This is a genomic window from Arthrobacter sp. 08Y14, assembly GCF_002929455.1.
Classification (GTDB): Bacteria; Actinomycetota; Actinomycetes; order Actinomycetales; family Micrococcaceae; genus Arthrobacter_B; species Arthrobacter_B sunyaminii.
This window is the reverse complement of sequence record NZ_PJIX01000003.1, coordinates 290,333-306,407: the sequence shown is the minus strand read 5'-3', so window position 1 is coordinate 306,407 and position 16,075 is coordinate 290,333. Positions and strand designations below refer to the sequence as shown.

Annotated in this window: 17 protein-coding genes; 6 read left to right on the top strand and 11 right to left on the bottom strand. The window is 61.8% G+C overall.

All coding sequences use genetic code 11. The annotated features are described in order from the left end of the window. Positions 1–120: 120 nt before the first annotated feature. Positions 121–1,734: a bifunctional phosphoribosylaminoimidazolecarboxamide formyltransferase/IMP cyclohydrolase gene (purH, locus tag CXR03_RS13845; RefSeq protein ID WP_104104351.1), complete on the bottom strand. Its 1,614-nt coding sequence runs from the start codon at positions 1,732–1,734 to the stop codon at positions 121–123. A gap of 108 nt (positions 1,735–1,842) precedes the next feature. Further along, positions 1,843–3,426: a DUF222 domain-containing protein gene (locus tag CXR03_RS18670; RefSeq protein WP_181034616.1), complete on the bottom strand. Its 1,584-nt coding sequence runs from the start codon at positions 3,424–3,426 to the stop codon at positions 1,843–1,845. A 287-nt stretch (positions 3,427–3,713) separates the two neighbouring features. Between CXR03_RS18670 and CXR03_RS13835 the strand changes: the two genes are divergently transcribed. Beyond that, positions 3,714–5,066 carry an MFS transporter gene (locus tag CXR03_RS13835; RefSeq protein ID WP_104104350.1) on the top strand — a complete coding sequence of 451 codons (1,353 nt, stop codon included), beginning with the start codon at positions 3,714–3,716 and terminating at the stop codon, positions 5,064–5,066. Between the two features lie 2 nt (positions 5,067–5,068). Here CXR03_RS13835 and purN read toward each other — a convergent pair whose 3' ends face one another. Then, the gene (gene purN / locus CXR03_RS13830) at positions 5,069–5,647 is read right to left on the bottom strand and encodes a phosphoribosylglycinamide formyltransferase (protein ID WP_104104349.1); all 579 of its coding nucleotides are present in this window, start codon (positions 5,645–5,647) and stop codon (positions 5,069–5,071) included. Between the two features lie 39 nt (positions 5,648–5,686). Here purN and CXR03_RS13825 point away from each other — a divergent pair, with 39 nt between their 5' ends. Both CXR03_RS13825 and CXR03_RS13820 read left to right on the top strand, forming a co-directional pair. Continuing rightward, positions 5,687–6,124, top strand: a complete 438-nt coding sequence (locus tag CXR03_RS13825) for a hypothetical protein (RefSeq protein WP_104104348.1) — start codon at positions 5,687–5,689, stop codon at positions 6,122–6,124. A 26-nt stretch (positions 6,125–6,150) separates the two neighbouring features. Then, positions 6,151–6,666, top strand: coding sequence for a signal peptidase I (locus tag CXR03_RS13820; RefSeq protein WP_104104347.1), 516 nt, complete (start codon positions 6,151–6,153; stop codon positions 6,664–6,666). Here CXR03_RS13820 and CXR03_RS13815 read toward each other — a convergent pair. Together CXR03_RS13815 and CXR03_RS13810 are read right to left on the bottom strand one after the other, a co-directional pair. After that, complete coding sequence (locus tag CXR03_RS13815) at positions 6,624–7,910, bottom strand: DUF6350 family protein (protein ID WP_104104346.1); 1,287 nt, start codon at positions 7,908–7,910, stop codon at positions 6,624–6,626. The genes CXR03_RS13820 and CXR03_RS13815 overlap by 43 nt on opposite strands. Positions 7,911–8,059: 149 nt before the next feature. Further along, the gene (locus CXR03_RS13810; protein WP_104104345.1) at positions 8,060–8,812 is read right to left on the bottom strand and encodes a sulfite exporter TauE/SafE family protein; all 753 of its coding nucleotides are present in this window, start codon (positions 8,810–8,812) and stop codon (positions 8,060–8,062) included. A 22-nt stretch (positions 8,813–8,834) separates the two neighbouring features. Between CXR03_RS13810 and CXR03_RS13805 the strand changes: the two genes are divergently transcribed. The 3 genes from CXR03_RS13805 to CXR03_RS13795 all read left to right on the top strand — a co-directional run bounded on the left by CXR03_RS13805 (position 8,835) and on the right by CXR03_RS13795 (position 11,072). Continuing rightward, positions 8,835–9,470 carry a DUF1684 domain-containing protein gene (locus tag CXR03_RS13805; protein WP_258073655.1) on the top strand — a complete coding sequence of 212 codons (636 nt, stop codon included), beginning with the start codon at positions 8,835–8,837 and terminating at the stop codon, positions 9,468–9,470. A 216-nt stretch (positions 9,471–9,686) separates the two neighbouring features. Continuing rightward, positions 9,687–10,238, top strand: a complete 552-nt coding sequence (locus tag CXR03_RS13800) for a GNAT family N-acetyltransferase (RefSeq protein WP_104104343.1) — start codon at positions 9,687–9,689, stop codon at positions 10,236–10,238. Between the two features lie 12 nt (positions 10,239–10,250). Next, complete coding sequence (locus CXR03_RS13795; RefSeq protein ID WP_104104342.1) at positions 10,251–11,072, top strand: MSMEG_6728 family protein; 822 nt, start codon at positions 10,251–10,253, stop codon at positions 11,070–11,072. A 115-nt stretch (positions 11,073–11,187) separates the two neighbouring features. Here CXR03_RS13795 and CXR03_RS13790 read toward each other — a convergent pair whose 3' ends face one another. The 6 genes from CXR03_RS13790 to CXR03_RS13775 all read right to left on the bottom strand — a co-directional run bounded on the left by CXR03_RS13790 (position 11,188) and on the right by CXR03_RS13775 (position 15,974). Continuing rightward, entirely contained in the window at positions 11,188–11,769 is a 582-nt protein-coding gene (locus CXR03_RS13790; protein ID WP_146070525.1) for a DUF6318 family protein, read from the bottom strand. A gap of 321 nt (positions 11,770–12,090) precedes the next feature. Next, positions 12,091–12,789, bottom strand: a complete 699-nt coding sequence (locus CXR03_RS18180) for a DUF6318 family protein (protein WP_146070524.1) — start codon at positions 12,787–12,789, stop codon at positions 12,091–12,093. 74 nt (positions 12,790–12,863) lie between these two features. Next, on the bottom strand, positions 12,864–13,283 hold the full coding sequence (locus CXR03_RS13785; protein ID WP_146070523.1) for a DUF6318 family protein: 420 nt from the start codon (positions 13,281–13,283) through the stop codon (positions 12,864–12,866). A gap of 260 nt (positions 13,284–13,543) precedes the next feature. After that, positions 13,544–14,215, bottom strand: a complete 672-nt coding sequence (locus tag CXR03_RS13780) for a DUF6318 family protein (RefSeq protein WP_258073654.1) — start codon at positions 14,213–14,215, stop codon at positions 13,544–13,546. 167 nt (positions 14,216–14,382) lie between these two features. Next, positions 14,383–15,288: a hypothetical protein gene (locus tag CXR03_RS18175; protein ID WP_181034615.1), complete on the bottom strand. Its 906-nt coding sequence runs from the start codon at positions 15,286–15,288 to the stop codon at positions 14,383–14,385. Continuing rightward, positions 15,285–15,974 carry a DUF6318 family protein gene (locus CXR03_RS13775; RefSeq protein ID WP_258073653.1) on the bottom strand — a complete coding sequence of 230 codons (690 nt, stop codon included), beginning with the start codon at positions 15,972–15,974 and terminating at the stop codon, positions 15,285–15,287. Before CXR03_RS13775 ends, CXR03_RS18175 begins: the two co-directional genes overlap by 4 nt. Positions 15,975–16,075: the final 101 nt, after the last annotated feature.

The following is a 16,075-nucleotide window of genomic DNA, read 5'->3' as shown; positions in this document are numbered from 1 at the left end:
GGCTTGTATTTGAGTCCCACTATGCCACAGCGCACTATCTGCGCCCTAAACTGCGGGACGGCGCATTACCCGCACCGTCCCGCGTTTCAGCGCCCGCTAATAGCAGTGCCGGCACAAGTGTTAATGGAAGAAGTGGCGTGCCCCGGTGAAGTACATGGTGACGCCGGCAGCGTTTGCTGCTTCGATGACCTCGTTGTCGCGGATGGATCCGCCGGGCTGGACCACGGCGCGGACGCCGGCGTCAATCAGGATCTGCAGGCCGTCGGCGAACGGGAAGAACGCATCCGAGGCCGCCACGGAACCGCGGGCCCGCTCCTCCCCGGGTCCACCCAGGGTATTGGCCCGCTCCACGGCGAGCCGGCAGGAATCCACCCGGTTGACCTGGCCCATGCCCACTCCCACCGAGGCACCGTTGTCCGCCAGCAGGATGGCGTTGGACTTCGCGGCACGCACGGCAGTCCAGGCAAAGGCAAGGTCCGCCAGCGTGGCATCATCGGCAGCCGGGCCTGAAACCAGCGTCCAGTTCTCCGGGCTGTCCCCTTCTGCCTGCATCTTGTCCGACTTCTGGATCAGCATGCCGCCGGAGACCTGCCGGAACTCGGCAGCACTGCGCCCGTAGCCGTCCGGCAGGGTCAGCAGGCGGATGTTCTTCTTGGCGGAGAGGATCTCCACGGCTTCAGCATCGAAGTCCGGTGCGATAACCACCTCGGTGAAGATGTCCTTGACCGTGTTGGCCATGCCGGCGGTGACTGTGCGGTTGGCCGCGATCACGCCGCCGAAGGCCGAAACCGGGTCGCAGGCATGCGCCTTGGCATGGGCATCGGCAATGGGATCGGCGGCGTCCCCCGAGGCCACTGCCACGCCGCACGGGTTCGCATGCTTGACGACGGCGACGGCCGGCTCGTGAAAGTCGAACGCGGCGCGCAGTGCGGCATCGGCGTCGACATAATTGTTGTAGGACATGGCCTTGCCGTGCAGCTGGTCCGCCTGGGCCACGCCCGGCTGTGCGCTCTTGTCCGCGTAGAGGGCAGCGGCCTGGTGCGGATTTTCGCCGTAGCGCAGCACCTCGGACCGCTCCAGTGCCAGACCCGTATAGGCGGGCCAGGTGGCACCTTCCTCGGTTCCGTCACCAAACTGCTCGGCGGTCCAGGCCGCCACGGCGGTGTCATAAGCGGCGGTGGAGGCGAAGGCTTCCGCTGCAAGGCGGCGGCGCTGGTCCAGGTCAAAGCCGCCTTCGGCAGCCGCCGTGACCACGTCGCTGTACTTGGCCGGGTCCACGACGACGGCTACGGACGGGTGGTTTTTTGCGGCGGCACGGACCATGGACGGCCCTCCGATGTCGATCTGTTCCACGACCTCGTCCCGGCTGGCGCCGGACTTCACGGTTTCCACGAAGGGGTAGAGGTTCACCACCACCAGGTCAAAGGGTTCAATTTCCATTTCCTCGAGCTGGGCCACGTGGTCCTCCCGGCGGCGGTCAGCCAGGATGCCGGCGTGGACACGGGGATGCAGTGTCTTGACCCGCCCGTCCAGGCATTCTGCAAAGCCGGTGACCTCGGAGACTTCAGTGACGGGAACGCCCGCAGCAGCAATCTGCTTGGCAGTTGAACCGGTGGACACGATGGCCACCCCGGCGGCGGAAAGGCCCTGAGCCAATTCCGTCAAGCCGGTCTTGTCATAGACCGAGATCAGGGCCCGGCGGATTGGTACACGGTTCAGCGGCTGAGAGCTCACGCAATATCTCCAAAGTAAGAGTGTGTCGGTGGCTACAGTTTAGGTCACGGCGTCCTGCCGGGCAGAGTGTGAAGCCAAGACTGGCTTAACACAGCTGGGTCTGCCGGATCATGACACTGCACCTGTCGTGCCTGGAAGCGGCGGTGCGGTGGAGCGGTACATGTGGCCCGTTGGCGTAGTGATTGTGACGCTGTGCCGGCCCGTCCCGCCGTTGCCGGCGAGCGCTCCGGGCACTCCTTCGCACCGGACTGTCCAACCCGGTGCTTCTTTGGCCTGGTTGCAGGCCTCGCATAGCCCCTGAATGTTTTCTGCACTGGTGGGACCTCCCTCGCGGAAGGGTTTGATGTGGTCATAATGCCGGATCGGCGCCCCGCACCACGGCGTCCGGCAGATCTGATCGCGTGCAGCGATCAGCCGCGCCAAACCGTCCGGAACCAACCGGGCACGGGAGTCCATGGCAGTGAGGCGGCCGCTGTCCGGTGCCGCGTAGAGCCGGCGAAGCCACACCTCCGTGCGTGGTGCTCTCCGGCTAGGCCGGAGCCGGTGCGGGACCGCACTGCTGCCGTCCCTTCGGATCAAATCCCGCGCCCACTGTGCGGGAACAATTCCGTACCCGGTCAGCACGGCAGGTTCCGCACCGTCGGGAACGAACGACTGAGCCGATCCACCCGGCCGGCCACAGACTGCCCCGGGTAAATCACCGGAATGATCGGCATCGCTGTCTCCGGCATCAGTGTGACCGGAGACGACGGGCGGAAGGACGCCATGCAGCAGAGTCCTGTCCGTCATGATCAGCTGCACTTCCACCCGCAGATCCTCAGCCCGTTCCTGGCCGGTCAGCAGTTCAACGAAGGTGTCGGCCATAACCTGCCCCTTTGAGCGGGGATCTCCGGCGGCACGGGCCCGATCGGCCGTGCGCATCAACGCGGCCATCACTCCCACACCCTGAGCCACCGGCAGCAGCGCGGTCACGTACGCCATGGTGTCCGGTGCCGGACGGCAGGAAACAAACCGATCCGAAGCAGCCTTTGCGGCGCGGTTGACCACGCTGTGCGGATCCAGTCCGTAGGACACGGACTTGATCGCGGCAATCAGTTTGCGGTCTCCAAGCTGCGCCAGCCGCTCCTGGTCCCCGGCGACCAGCTCGTCCACCTTCTGCCGATCAACCAGTCTCAGGCACGCGGTCTCCCGCACCAGAATGGTGGCCCGCCATTCGCTGATGGCACCGCGGCTCAACGCACGCAGGGTATGCGGCATCTCCGTGCTGAGGACTCGCGCCAGCCCAAGCAACCGGGCGCCCTTGTTCGGGGATTCGCGCCGGGCCAGCGCAACCTGCGCCGCAACACCCCGGCCAAGCTGATCCCTTTTCACACCCGCACGAGACTGGCTGCGCCTGGATGATTCATCAAAAACGGCGGCCGCACGAGCCTGCGCAGCACAGATACTCCCCTTGAGTTCCTCCAACGCCCGGATGTGATCGATCAGCTGCACTCTGAGCGCGGATTCAGCCGCGTCCACCTCGGCCGCGTCCACTTCGGCGGCCTCCAGCCCGGCCGCGGCCACTTCCCCAGTCTCCGGGTCCCGCTCGGCGGCCGAACCCAATGTGTCTGACGGACCGCAGCGTTTACCGACCGCCACGGAGGCTAAACCCGGTTTGGTACTGCCCCGATCGGGAGCTGATGAGTAGTACATGTCTTCTAGTCTAGTGACCTAAGTCATTTAATGGGCTGCTTCGGATACGGGAGAATAAACAAGAAACACCCGAATGTTTTCGCCGACTACCTGCCCCGAAGCGGATTTCAGCGGAAGCCGCTGGGCCCGGAAAATAGCTGCCCCCTGATCTCCGTTGCTGCACCCCGCAGGCCGGCAGCTGGGTTCACTGCGGTTTGCCACATCGTCCAGCCCGCGATGTACAGTTTCTTCGGACCTGCCGCGAGGCCCGGCCACTCCCCGCATCCGCCGCCTGGAAGGCCATTCCCATGACAACAACGAACACCCTGCCCACGGGTGACCAGGTGGTTCAGGATCTGCCCTGGAAATGGAAGGTCCAGGGACGGATCTTCATTATCGGCGGCCTGGGCTTCATGTTCGATGCCTGGGACGTGACGCTGAACGGCGTCCTGATTCCTCTTCTGTCCAGCCACTGGGATCTCGAGCCGGCGCAGGCAGCCTGGATCGGCACTGCCAATCTGCTGGGCATGGCCATCGGCGCATTTGTGTGGGGTTCCATCGCCGACGCCATTGGACGCAAGAAGGCCTTTACCGCCACCCTGCTCGTCTTTTCCCTCTTTACCGTCCTGGGCGCGTTCTCTCCGGACATCATCTGGTTCTGCATCTTCCGGTTCATGGCGGGCTTTGGCCTGGGCGGCTGCGTTCCCGTGGATTACGCGCTGGTGGGCGAGTTCACACCGCGCAAACAACGCGGCAGGGTGCTGACGGCGATGGACGGCTGGTGGCCGGTAGGGGCTGCGCTCTGCGGGGCCACCTCAGCACTGATTATGGCCACGCTGGCCGACTGGCGCTTCACCATGCTCATCATGGTGCTGCCGGCCCTGCTGGTTTTCTGGGTCCGGCGCTCCGTTCCGGAATCCCCGCTGTTCCTGGTCCGCAAGGGACGCACCGAGGAAGCGGAAACCGTCATCAACGAGCTCATTCAGAGCACCGGTTCCACCGTGACCAACTGGCGGCTTCCGGATCCCGAGGAGCCGGCCAAACTGTCGCTGCACGCCGTCGGAACCCAGCTGAGCGATCTCTGGCGGTACAGCTGGAAGATCACGGTGTCCGCCTGGTCGCTGTTCTTCACCATCCTCCTGGTGTACTACCTGGCGCTGACCTGGATGCCAAAAATCCTCGTGGATTCCGGCTTCAAGGAATATGCGGCGTTCCTGACCACCTCGGGAATGGCCGCCGTCGGGCTCTTGGGAGTCATCGCGGCCGCTCTGCTCGTGGAACGGGTGGGACGCAAATGGATCCTGGCGGTCACCGGTCCGCTATCAGCGCTGATCCTGATCATTGTTGCCCTGGTACTGGACGTGCCGGCGGCCGCCACCGGCTGGCTGCTGGCCTACGGGTTTGTGGTGCAGGTGGCCATTCCGGTGCTCTATGCGTACGTGTCCGAGCTGTACCCCACGGAACTGCGCGGCAGCGGATTTGGGTGGGCCTCCACCGTGAGCCGGATTGGTGCCGGTTTCGGGCCGCTGATCTTCGTTTCCATCGCGTGGCCGTATCTGGGCCTGCCCCTGTCCTTCGGGCTGGCCGGTGTCCTGGTGGTGCTGGCAATCGCGTGGATGATGCGGTTCGCGCCGGAGACCCGGGGCGCTGCCCTGGACTAGGCCTAGAGCGCAGGCAGCCCGCGCGCGCTGATCCGGGCCAGGGTTTCGATCAGCAGCCGGCGTTCCTGGACCTTGATCCGCTCGTGCAGGCTTTCCTCGGTGTCGTCGTCCAGTACTTCCACGGCGGCTTGTGCGAGGATCGGCCCGGTGTCCACGCCGGCGTCGGCGATGTGCACGGTGCAGCCGGTGACCTTTACCCCGTAGGCCAGCGCGTCCCGCACGCCGTGCGCCCCAGGGAACGAGGGCAGCAGTGCCGGGTGCGTGTTGAGGTAGCGCCCCTCGAAGGTATTAATGAAGTGCTCATCAACGATCCGCATGAAACCGGAGGACAGCACGATGTCCGGGGAATAGGACGCCACCTTCTCCGTCAGGGCCGCGTTCCACTCGGAGCGCACGGCATAGTCGCGGAAGTTCACCACAAAGGTGGGATACCCCGCATCGGCCGCCCGCTGGACCCCCCGGGTGCCGGGACGGTCCGCGCCGACGGCGGCGATATCGACGTCGAGCTTCCCTTCCGCCACTGCGTCCAGGACGGCCTGAAGATTGGATCCGGTGCCGGACACGAGAACAACGATGCGCATGCGTCAACCTTAGGCTTCACCGTCGCCTAGGGTTAAACCATGAACAACGACGGCCGCGCCCCTCATCAGACTCCCCCGCCGTTGCAGCAGTCACCCGAAAAGACCGCTGCCACCGACGAGCAGAAGCGAAGCGTCCGCGGATATCTGCGGATTTTCGTGGCTTTGGTTGCTGCCGTGCTGCTTACCTCGGGGCTTGCACTGCCGTGGAAGGTGGTGCCGTTGGCGCTGGGAGTTGCCGCCATCGCCGTCGGCATTGTGACGCTGGTGAAGGTGGTGCGCTACAACACCGGGCCAGCGCAGGTGTTTGTGACCGCCCTGGGCCTGGTCGCATCCGTGGTGATGACTTTGGGTCTGGGACTGGCAGTTGCCACTTGGGACAGCACGGAAAAACTTGAAAGCTGCCTGGCCAGCGCGCTGACCATTTCGGCTCAGGATGAGTGCCGGGACCAGTTCACCACCGGGCTGCTGCCGCGCTGAAAAGGCGCCTCAGGCTCATTCCGTTAATGGGGAAGCTGGCCGCAGCCTGCATCCTCGTCACGCTGGTGGGGCTGGCGGCCGGACCGGCGATCGTCGGCCTGCGCCCGCTCACCGTCCTGACCTCCTCCATGGAACCGGACCTGCGTCCGGGGGATGTGGTGCTGGTCCGGGCGGTGGATCCGGCGGACGTCCAGGTGGGCGACGTCCTTACATATCTGCCGGCCGGGAGCACACCCGGATCATTCCCGGTCACTCACCGGCTGGCCGGTTTCACATCCGGCCCGGACGGGTCACAGCAGCTGGTACTTCAGGGCGATGCCAATTCGCTGGCCGATCCGGCCGTTCCCGCCTCCGCTCTGCAGGGGCGGGTGGCAGCAACGATCCCCTATCTGGGCTATCCGAACCTGCTGTCGCAACGCTGGCAGCTGGGCTGGGTCCGACCGCTGCTCGGCACTGCATTGTTCGGTTATGCCGCGCTGCTGTTCTTCCAGCACTTCCGTCAGGCGCGTTCCTCGCGCTCCAGCCAAGGCCCGACGGCGTAACCCACCACCACGCCCACGGCCACTTCGGCTGCAATCCAAAGACCCGTCCACAGCGGATCCGCTCCCACTTCCACGAACCGGCCGATGCCTGCTGATCCGCTCGAGATCAGTACCGCGGCGGCCGCCAGTATTCCGGACACCAGGCCCACAAAAACGCCCAGCAGCACGGTTGAGACCGGGGCCGTGAACCAGCGGGCACGGACCTTCAGGGACAACCACTCGTCGAAATGGTTCTCTCCTTCGCGCAGGAACCACCAGCCCGCCAGGAACCCGGCGGCCACAGGCAGTGCGAGGGCGGCTACGGCGTACTCGGAGCCGCCGGCCGGCAGTGCAGCAAACACGGGAACGGCGGGCAGCGGGCCCACCGTGGTTTCCAATGGACTGATCAAGCTGCCCGTTCCGAGGGAAAAACCCGCACCCGAGGTCCAGCCCAGTGCCCAGCCCATAAAGTTGGGCATCATCCCCAGCTCGACGACGGTCAGCACCACGCCTCCGATGATTCCGGCATCCAGATGCTGGTAAACGGCCACAATCTCAGCCCAGCTCATGGCCAGGGCCGCGGTCACCAGCAGGGCCGAGAAGCCCAGCGCCGCGGTAATACCCACCACGCCGGCCCGGATCACGGCCCAGACGTAGGATCCGGCCCAGCGGGAGTGCTGGCTGGTGCGGGAAATCCAGTCCGTTAGATCCACACCGATCAGCCGCACCCAGGACCCGGCCTCGCGCCGGGCACCGATAAAGAGTCCCAGGCCCGCCGAGATCAGCGGAATCAACGCGCCTGCGGTCACAGAAATGGAAACGTCTTCATTTCCGGAGAAATGGGCGGCGGCCGCGCCGAGAAGGGCGTAGGTTCCCAGCGCCCCCAGCAGCGCCTGCCACAGCTGGTCCGTGTAGGAAGCCTTGGCCAGCCTGCGCCCGGCGCGCCAGGACAGGAAGAACGGGATGAGCGTCAGACCCAGTGGAAACAGGGACAGAAGGCCGGACGTAGCGCCGCTGGCCAGCGTTCCGGCGGGGAAGGTCAGGGTCAGCGGGACACCGTGGATCAGGAGCCACCCCTGCCCGCCCAGCCGGGCCAGCGACGCGAAGTTCCGGTCGGTGAAGCCGTCGGCGAACCAGACGCCAATGAGGGGCAGGAATACCAGCAGGGCGGAAAGGACTGCAGCCTGGCCGAATTCGACCACTCCCTGCAGCCACAGGGGCATCGGTAGGACGCCCGGGGTTTTGGGGCGGGTAAAGAGTTTCATCGCTTCTATCGTCCCATCCGGTGCGCGGCGGACGGTTCAGGAGGTGCCGTGAGTCGGATGCGGCGGTTGGTGCAGACGGGTGGTTCCGGCTGATGGCAGGGACCGGTGGTGCAGGCGGGCGGCTCAGGCGGTTGGTGCAGGCGGGCGGCTCAGGCTGCGAGGTCGAAAATGCCCTTCGCCAGCGCGGCCGCGGCGCCGAAAAAGGCTATGACTACTACGGCTGCACGGGCCTGCTCATCGCGGATGAAGCGCTGCAGCTTCTCGCCGGTGTAAATACCGCCAATGATCATCAGGGCAATGAGCGCCCATGCCCACGGCTGGAACGGCGGCATCTGCCCCGGGTCCAGGGACAGCTTGGCGGTCAGGGTGACAATGGCAATGGTGACGAAGAACGGCTGCAGGGTCGCGGCGAAGGGCCGCTGCGGCCAGCGTGCCATCAGCGCGTAGGCACTGACCGACGGTCCGCCCACGCCGGCCACCGCGTTGGTCACCCCGGAGAGGAAACCCGCGACCACCTTGGGCCCGTTGCCGGTCACGGTCACCGACGTACGCTGCATGACCAGCGACGCGGTCAGGGCCACCAGAACGACGGCGCCCATCACCACCGCCATGGGAGCCGCGGGCAGGTATACGGCCGCAACCGAAGCGGGGATGCTGCCGCAGACGGCCGGGACGGCCAGCCAGCGGTACATGCTCCAGTCAATGTCCTTCCGGACCCGCGTCATGATCAGCGCCGAGGACACCAGGCCGCAGACGTTCACCATCAGCACTCCCCCGTGGGAACCCAGCAGGATCACCAGGAACGGAGAAATGAGCAGGGCAAAACCCAGGCCGGCAATCCGCTGCGCGATGGCGCCGATAAAGATTGCCACGAGTACAACGATGAGCAGTCCGGTAGTCACTCGAACACACTACGCTGAACAAATGATCTCCCCCGTCACGGTCCTGCAGACAGCGGATTGGCGCCAGCGCGTCTTCGGGCTCTACGCCCAGGTGCGCCTCACCGCCCAGGAGGTGTCGCCGTCGTACGCCCACGATCTGTGGCGTGCGGAGCGGGACCGACTCTTCGCCGAGCATCCCGCGTCGCCGTTGAGGCCTCGCGCCCGGCAACGCTTCCGCGGACTGGACGTGGCCGCCTACAACCCTGAGCTGCGCTGCGATGCACTGATCGAGGACGACGGCGCCGGCCAGCGGATGGACGTACCCACCGGCACGGACGGCGTGGTTCCGTTTGTGCGGCTGGGCACCGTGGCGGCCGACGGCGTGGGCCGGCTGGCGGTGTGGCGGCTGGCTTCCTACGGGGGCGGGATCTTCCTGCCCGTGCGAGACGCGCTGTCCGGCACCGACGGCGGAAGCTACGGCGGCGGCCGGTACCTGCTCGACACGATCAAGGGTGCGGACCTCGGGCAGGGTGCGGCTCCGGGCAGCCTGGTCCTGGACTTCAATTTTCTGTACAACCCGTCATGTGCCTATGACGAGGCGTGGGCCTGCCCGCTGCCCGGGCCGGATAACCGGACGGATGCGGCTTTGCGGGTAGGGGAAATGTACGCGGAGTACTGACTCCGGGATCCTTTTGCCGCCAGCGCATGGGGACGACTGCCGGGCATCCTTCGTGCAGATGCCGGGCCCAAACCCGCCTCCTTCCAATCCTTCGTGCAGATGCCGGACCCAAACTCCCCAAAAACGTCCATTTAAGCCCCTGATGTGCACGAAGGATATTCGCAAAGCCCAAGATCTGCACGAAGGATTGCGCTTTCTCGTGCCTAAGCTGGATTCGTGACCGTTTCCGTTACTTCAGCAGCTCCCGCCGACGCCCCGGAGCTGGCCGCTCTTGCTGCACTGACCTTTCCTCTCGCCTGTCCGCCGCAGGTGACCGCCACGGACAGCGCGGCGTTCGTTGCCGAGAACCTGTCCGAAGACGCTTTCTCTCAGTATCTTGCCGACGACTCGAAACAGGTCTTGGCCGCCAGACAGGACGGCAACCTGATTGGCTACGCGCTGCTGGTGTTCTCCCCGCCAAGTGACCCGGAGGTCGCTGACGCCCTGCGGCATTTGCCCGCTCCGGCCGCGGAGCTGTCCAAGTGCTATGTCCATCCCGCCGCCCACGGCACCGGGGCTGCTGCCGCGCTGATGCGGGCAGCCGTGGACACCGCCGTCGCGTCCGGATACCGCGCCCTGTGGCTGGGCGTGAATGACCTCAACCTGCGTGCCCAGGCGTTTTACCGCAAATCGGGGTTCAGCGAGATTGGCCGACGGAACTTTACGGTCGGCGGACACGTGTTCCGCGACTTCATCCTTGCCCTGACCCTCTCCCCCAACGACGGATGACACACTGAGTCCGTGCAGACGTTCCTTCCCTATGACAGCTTCAGCCGCAGCGCCGCGGTCCTTGACCAGGCGCGCTTGGGCAAACAGCGCGTGGAAACTCTGCAGGTACTGCGCGCCCTCGTCATTCCGGACTACGGCTGGCAGAGTCATCCGGCCATGCGGATGTGGATGGGTCACATACCGGCGCTGACCGCCTATGGGCTGGCGATGACCAATGAGTGGACGTCGCGGGGGCATGCCGACACTGTCTACCCGCAGCTGCTGGAGTTCGCGCCGGAAGCTGCGGATGACGACGTCGTGCTTCCTCCCTGGTTTGGGGACGCCGCCCTGCACGAGAGCCACCGCTCCAACCTGATCACGAAATCTCCCGACTTCTACGCACCGCTCTTCCCTGAAACGCAGGGAGGGCTGCCCTATGTCTGGCCGGAGCCCGAGCATCCTGCGCTTCCCTCGGAACCTGCAGGTGACGCTGTGTGGGTTGCCCGGCCGCTGGTGGACAAAGCGAACGGTGAACCGGTGATCGAGTTGCCCATGCTGAATGGAAAAGGCACACCAATCAAGGGAAAACGGGCCCGCGAGCTGGTGCGGTTCCTTGAGGACATGGAGGACGGCGACGACGTCGTCCTGCCGGGTGCCGATCGTTCGGTCCTGGGTGTCGGCACTGTTGGACCGGTGTCCCTGACCAACGACACGGCGAAGAGGACCGTTTCGATCTCCGGGACCATCCCCCGTACGGCGTTTACGTACCCGGCGTTGCTGCAGGACCCTCGAACCCTGTTCAGGGTCCCCCGGCCTGCTGCTCTCCGTTCTTCCCCCAATCAAAGTCTTTACTAGATTCCACTACTGGAAATGCACCTAATGTTACCCATAAAGAATAAAACCGAGACCAGAGATAAAACCGGGACGATCCGCCGCCAATGATTTCGTGTCTTATAGGCTCACATGACTACTAAATGCCCTCAACAAGATCGACAACCCAGCGCCCCTCCACGTAGGTTGCCTCCATGATCTGGGCGAATGAATCCTTACTGGGAGTATGCTCCCTGTAGATCACCCCCTTAGGTCCGCGATCATTGCCTGGAGCCGACTTGATTGAAAGGATTACTTGATATCGTCCTTTCGGTGTTTCGACAAACTTTGTTCCCAAAGCTACAATTGATAACGTTCCACCTTGGACCCAATTTTCACCCGCATATCCCTTTTCCATCGCCACATAGAATGCCTCGCACAGTTCGCATTCCGGACCGCTTAATTCTTCCACTCGAGAAGTATCTCCAGTTTCATACCCATAATTTACCAAGCTAAACCAGTACTCCGCGAAAGCCTCAAGGCCTTCCTTGGACTCCTCCTTCGCCAACTCCGACATCACAGGCAACGGCACATTCTCCGCAGGGCCCTCAGCGGTCGCCGGCTTATAGGAAGGAGTCTGTGTCGGGGTTGGCGTCGGAATTGCAGGCGGGCTTGGACTGGCACTCGCGCTGGCGGCGGCGCTGGCTGAGACCTTTTCTACCCCCTCGGCCTCAGTCTCCATGGAAGCGGAGCACCCTCCCAGCGCCAGGACAGCAGCCAAACCGGCCGCACCGAGGCGGACAGAAACAGGTACGGCGGAACAGACGCCAGTGCGGAACATCGGAAGACCCCCGGGGCATAAATGGTGCGGGATTTGGACGTGACGCCAACAGTACGTTGTTGCGCCACCACTCCCGAGAGTTGTCCACAGCACTCAAGTGGTACTAAGGAATCGCCTGGTTCAACAGAACCACCAGCGTCACTCGTATAGCTAAGAAGTTGCTCCTACGCTTACTAGGAGCAGGGTGCTCAAAAAGAGCGGCCTTTCGAAGCATGGCGATCACTATTTACCCGATTGAAACAGGACGGCGTTCTCAGTGCGCCAACCATCATTTACATATGCAGCTTCTATCATATGGATACTCGGGGGATTTATGCCCGCATTTACACTATAAAGGACTTTTCCTTGTCCTCGATACTCAAGTGGATCCTGTTCGACTTGAATTAGGACCTGGTACATGCCCTTCTGTGTCAGTGCATAATCCGTTTGGACACCAAGTGTGTTGAATTTGCCTCCCAAAACCCAATCATCATTTTCATAACCATTTTTAATCATTCGATACAAGTTCACGCAGAGTTCACAATCGGGCTCACTGATACTCTCGAGCAGGGTGGCATCGCCTGTTTCGAGACCGTAGCTTCCGGCCGCATACCAGTACTCCGCAAAAGCTTCGAGCCCTTCCTTCGACTTCTCCTTCGCAAGTTCCGGCATCACGGGCAACGGAACATTCTCCGCAGGACCCTCAGCGGTCGCCGGCTTGTAGGCAGCCATTGGCGTTGGGGTCGGCGTTGCCGTCGGATTGGCAGTCTGGCTTGGGCTTACACTCCCGTTTGGCGAAGCACTGGAAGAACCGTTTTCGGCAGCCCCAGCCTCTCGATCTCCGGAGCCGGAACAGCCTCCCAATACCAGGACAGCTGCAACCGCGGCGGCGCCCAGGCGAACAAAAACTGGTACGGCAGAACGAGCGCGGAACATCAACATACCAATGACCTAGAACTAATTAATAGTGACCACATTGTGGGCAAACCAGGATCCGCGTTGAAATGTCGATTCAATCATCTGTACAGTCGAAGATGAAACTCCTTCATGCTTTCCATATAAAACTTTATTGGGCCCTCGATATTCGTAGTCGTCCTGCTTACTTGCACCAATATCTGATACTGCCCCGTACTGGTAGTTTCATAGCTTGACTTAGTATTCAGCACTGTCATGGAACCGCCCACCATCCAGTCTTCGCCCTCGAAGCCGCTTGAGAGCATCATATAAACGTTGGAGCATACAAGGCATCCAGGACCACTAATATTCTCCAAAGGCACACGGTCTCCCGTTTCAAATCCATAGTTGATGAGTGAATAGAAGTATTCTGCGAAAGCTTGGAGGCCCTCCTTGGACTCCTGCTTCGCGAGCTCTGGCATCGCCGGCAAGGGAACATTCTCAGCTGGCCCCTCTGCGGTCGCCGGCTTGTTGACAGGCATAGTGGGCGTGGCTGTCGGAATCACCATTGGAGTGCCAGTCTCACCGGAGCTGGCATTCCTGATCGGAGACGAAGTTGCTGGTCCCTTCTCGGCGGCTTCCGCCTCTGGACCCCGAGAGCCAGAACAGCCTCCCAGCAAAAGGACAGCAGCCACCGCGGCAGCACCCATACGGACAGAAATGGGTGTGCAAAGATGTTCGCGAATATTGAACACTGGATCCCCTGACGGAAATTATGCGGTACGGCGTACCAGTACATTACCTATTTGATAGTCACCACATGAGTAGCAACCCAATGATCCCCTTGATATGACCCTTCGATCATTTGAACGGTAACTTCTTCAATTCCTTCGTCAACTTCGTAAAGTGTGTTGGCAGGACCCCGATAGTGAAGTTCATCCTGCCGTATGTTGACCAAAACCTGGTACATTCCGTCAGTCGTTTTGATGAAGTCAGAATGATTGGCAACTATCTCGATCTCTCCGCCAACTATCCAGTCCTCGCTGGCGTAACCATTGTTTACCATTCGATAGAAGCTTCTGCATACGACGCAGTCGGACCCGCTAATCATTTCGATTGGTTTTACGTCCCCAGTTTCGAATCCGTAGTTGATCAGTGAGTACCAGTACTCCGCGAAAGCTTCGAGACCTTCCTTTGAGTTCTCCTTCGCAAGTTCCGGCATTACGGGGAGCGGGACATTCTCCGCAGGGCCCTCAGCGGTCGCCGGCTTGTAGACAGCCGTAGGAGTTGGCGTCGCGGACTCGCTGGCGGTTGCGCTCGCAGTAGGCGAAGCGCTGGAAGGACCATGCTCCGCGGCCTCAGCCTCGGGCTCCCCGGATCCGGAGCAGCCGCCCAAGACCAAGACAGCAGCCACTGCGGCCGCACTTAGACGGGTAGAACCGGGTATGGCAGAACAGGCACGGGTGCGGAACATCTAAATACCCCCAGGGCAGAAATGGTGCGGGACTGGACGTGACGCCAACAGTACGTGGCTGCGCCACAGCATACGGAGTTATCCACAGCACGCCAGAGAAAGCAGGAGTCGTTACAAATTGTGGAAACGTGCAGACGTCCATTCACATATTCTTGAGGAGGAACGGCTTAACAGCCGAAGCCGCTTGGGTTCCGGAGACAGTCATCCGCCACATTACGCGACTCGGACTGCCAAACGCTGATTGTCTGCGCTGGGGGAAATGTCAATGCACGTCCATCAATGGGAATCATTGGCCCACCATTTATCGAGTACTTTCCGGAAAAGTAAATTGCAACTGAGACGAAATAATCGCCTGGCTGCACGTAGACGTGGCTAGTTTCAGTTGCTTCGCCGATGAGCTCCTCTGGAAGCGGATTCCCGGGCCAGGCTGCGGGACCATATATGGTTCCATCTCCATAATTCCACTCGTACTCCGTGGGCGTCACCTGGATATGCACGCTCTGCCCTAGCAGCGTCATGTCGAATGTCTGCTCCCATGCCTCGGCATATAGATTTGTCGGCATATTGACCAACGAATAGGGACTAGGCTGCAGCGTGAAAGTGCCAGGATCAATGGGAGCTGTCTGGAACTCCTCGAGAACCAGTCCAACCAACTCGGCAGCGACTTCGTCAGGATCTGAGGTGTAGATACAAGTTGGAGTGTCTCCATATCTGGGCCAGGTCTCACGAGGAGTTGCCTTCAGCCCGCTGTGCCACCACACGTACTGCCCGTTGGGTGCCGCATCACATTCTACGGTTTGACCAGCCAAACAATCGATGTCTCCATTGTTCTCATCGAAGCAGACGGGGCGATAATAAAACCCGAACAGACTATCGGGCGTACCCACATTTACCGGGACTATATTCCCTGTCTCTGGGTCCTTTTCACGTACGATTCCTTTAACACCACCCGGAGCCCAAGCACCTTCACCGTCCGTGGCATTCGCACTCAACATCGAGACGCTATCAATCGCAAGAAGCAACAAAACTATAAAGCTTATGGTCGATCCTCGCCGTGACATTTCGTTTCTCACATCTCTAGAGTCTCGAGAGTCACTACATACCAGCCCTCAGTGGTGAACACGGCCTCCATTAACTGGACAGCTGGCGAGCTAGTCCCCTGATCCGTCCCTAAGTGCCCTGCCGGACCGTAGTATTGCAGGTCATCCTGGAGAATTAGTATCGTTGCTTGGAATGCTCCTTCATCTGTTTCAACATAATTTGAGCTGAGATCTTGTAGGTGCAATTTTGCCCCCACCATCCACTCATTTTCTGAATAGCCATTTTTGAGGACCGCGTAATAACTCTCGCACGCAAAGCATGTATCGGCACTGACAGCACGAAGTGGACCAGGATCCCCTGTTTCATACCCGTAGTTGATCAGGGAGTACCAGTACTCCGCAAAAGCTTCGAGCCCTTCCTTGGACTTCTCCTTCGCGAGTTCCGGCATCACAGGCAGCGGCACATTCTCCGCAGGACCCTCAGCGGTCGCCGGCTTGTAGGCAGCCGTCGGCGTTGGGGTCGGCGTTGCAGTCGGAGTGACAGTCTCGCTGGGGGTTGCACTCCCAGTCGGCGAAGCACTCGAGGAGCCATTCCCCGCGGCCTCAGCCTCTGGATCTCCAGAGCCGGAACAACCTACCAACACCAGGACAGCTGCCACCGCGGCAGCACCCAGGCGGACAGAAACGGGTACGGCAGAACAGGCGCGGGTGCGGAACATCTAAATACCCCCAGGGCAAAAATGGTGCGGGACTGGACGTGACGCCAACAGTACGTGGCTGCGCCACAGCATACGGAGTTATCCACAGCACGCCAGAGAAA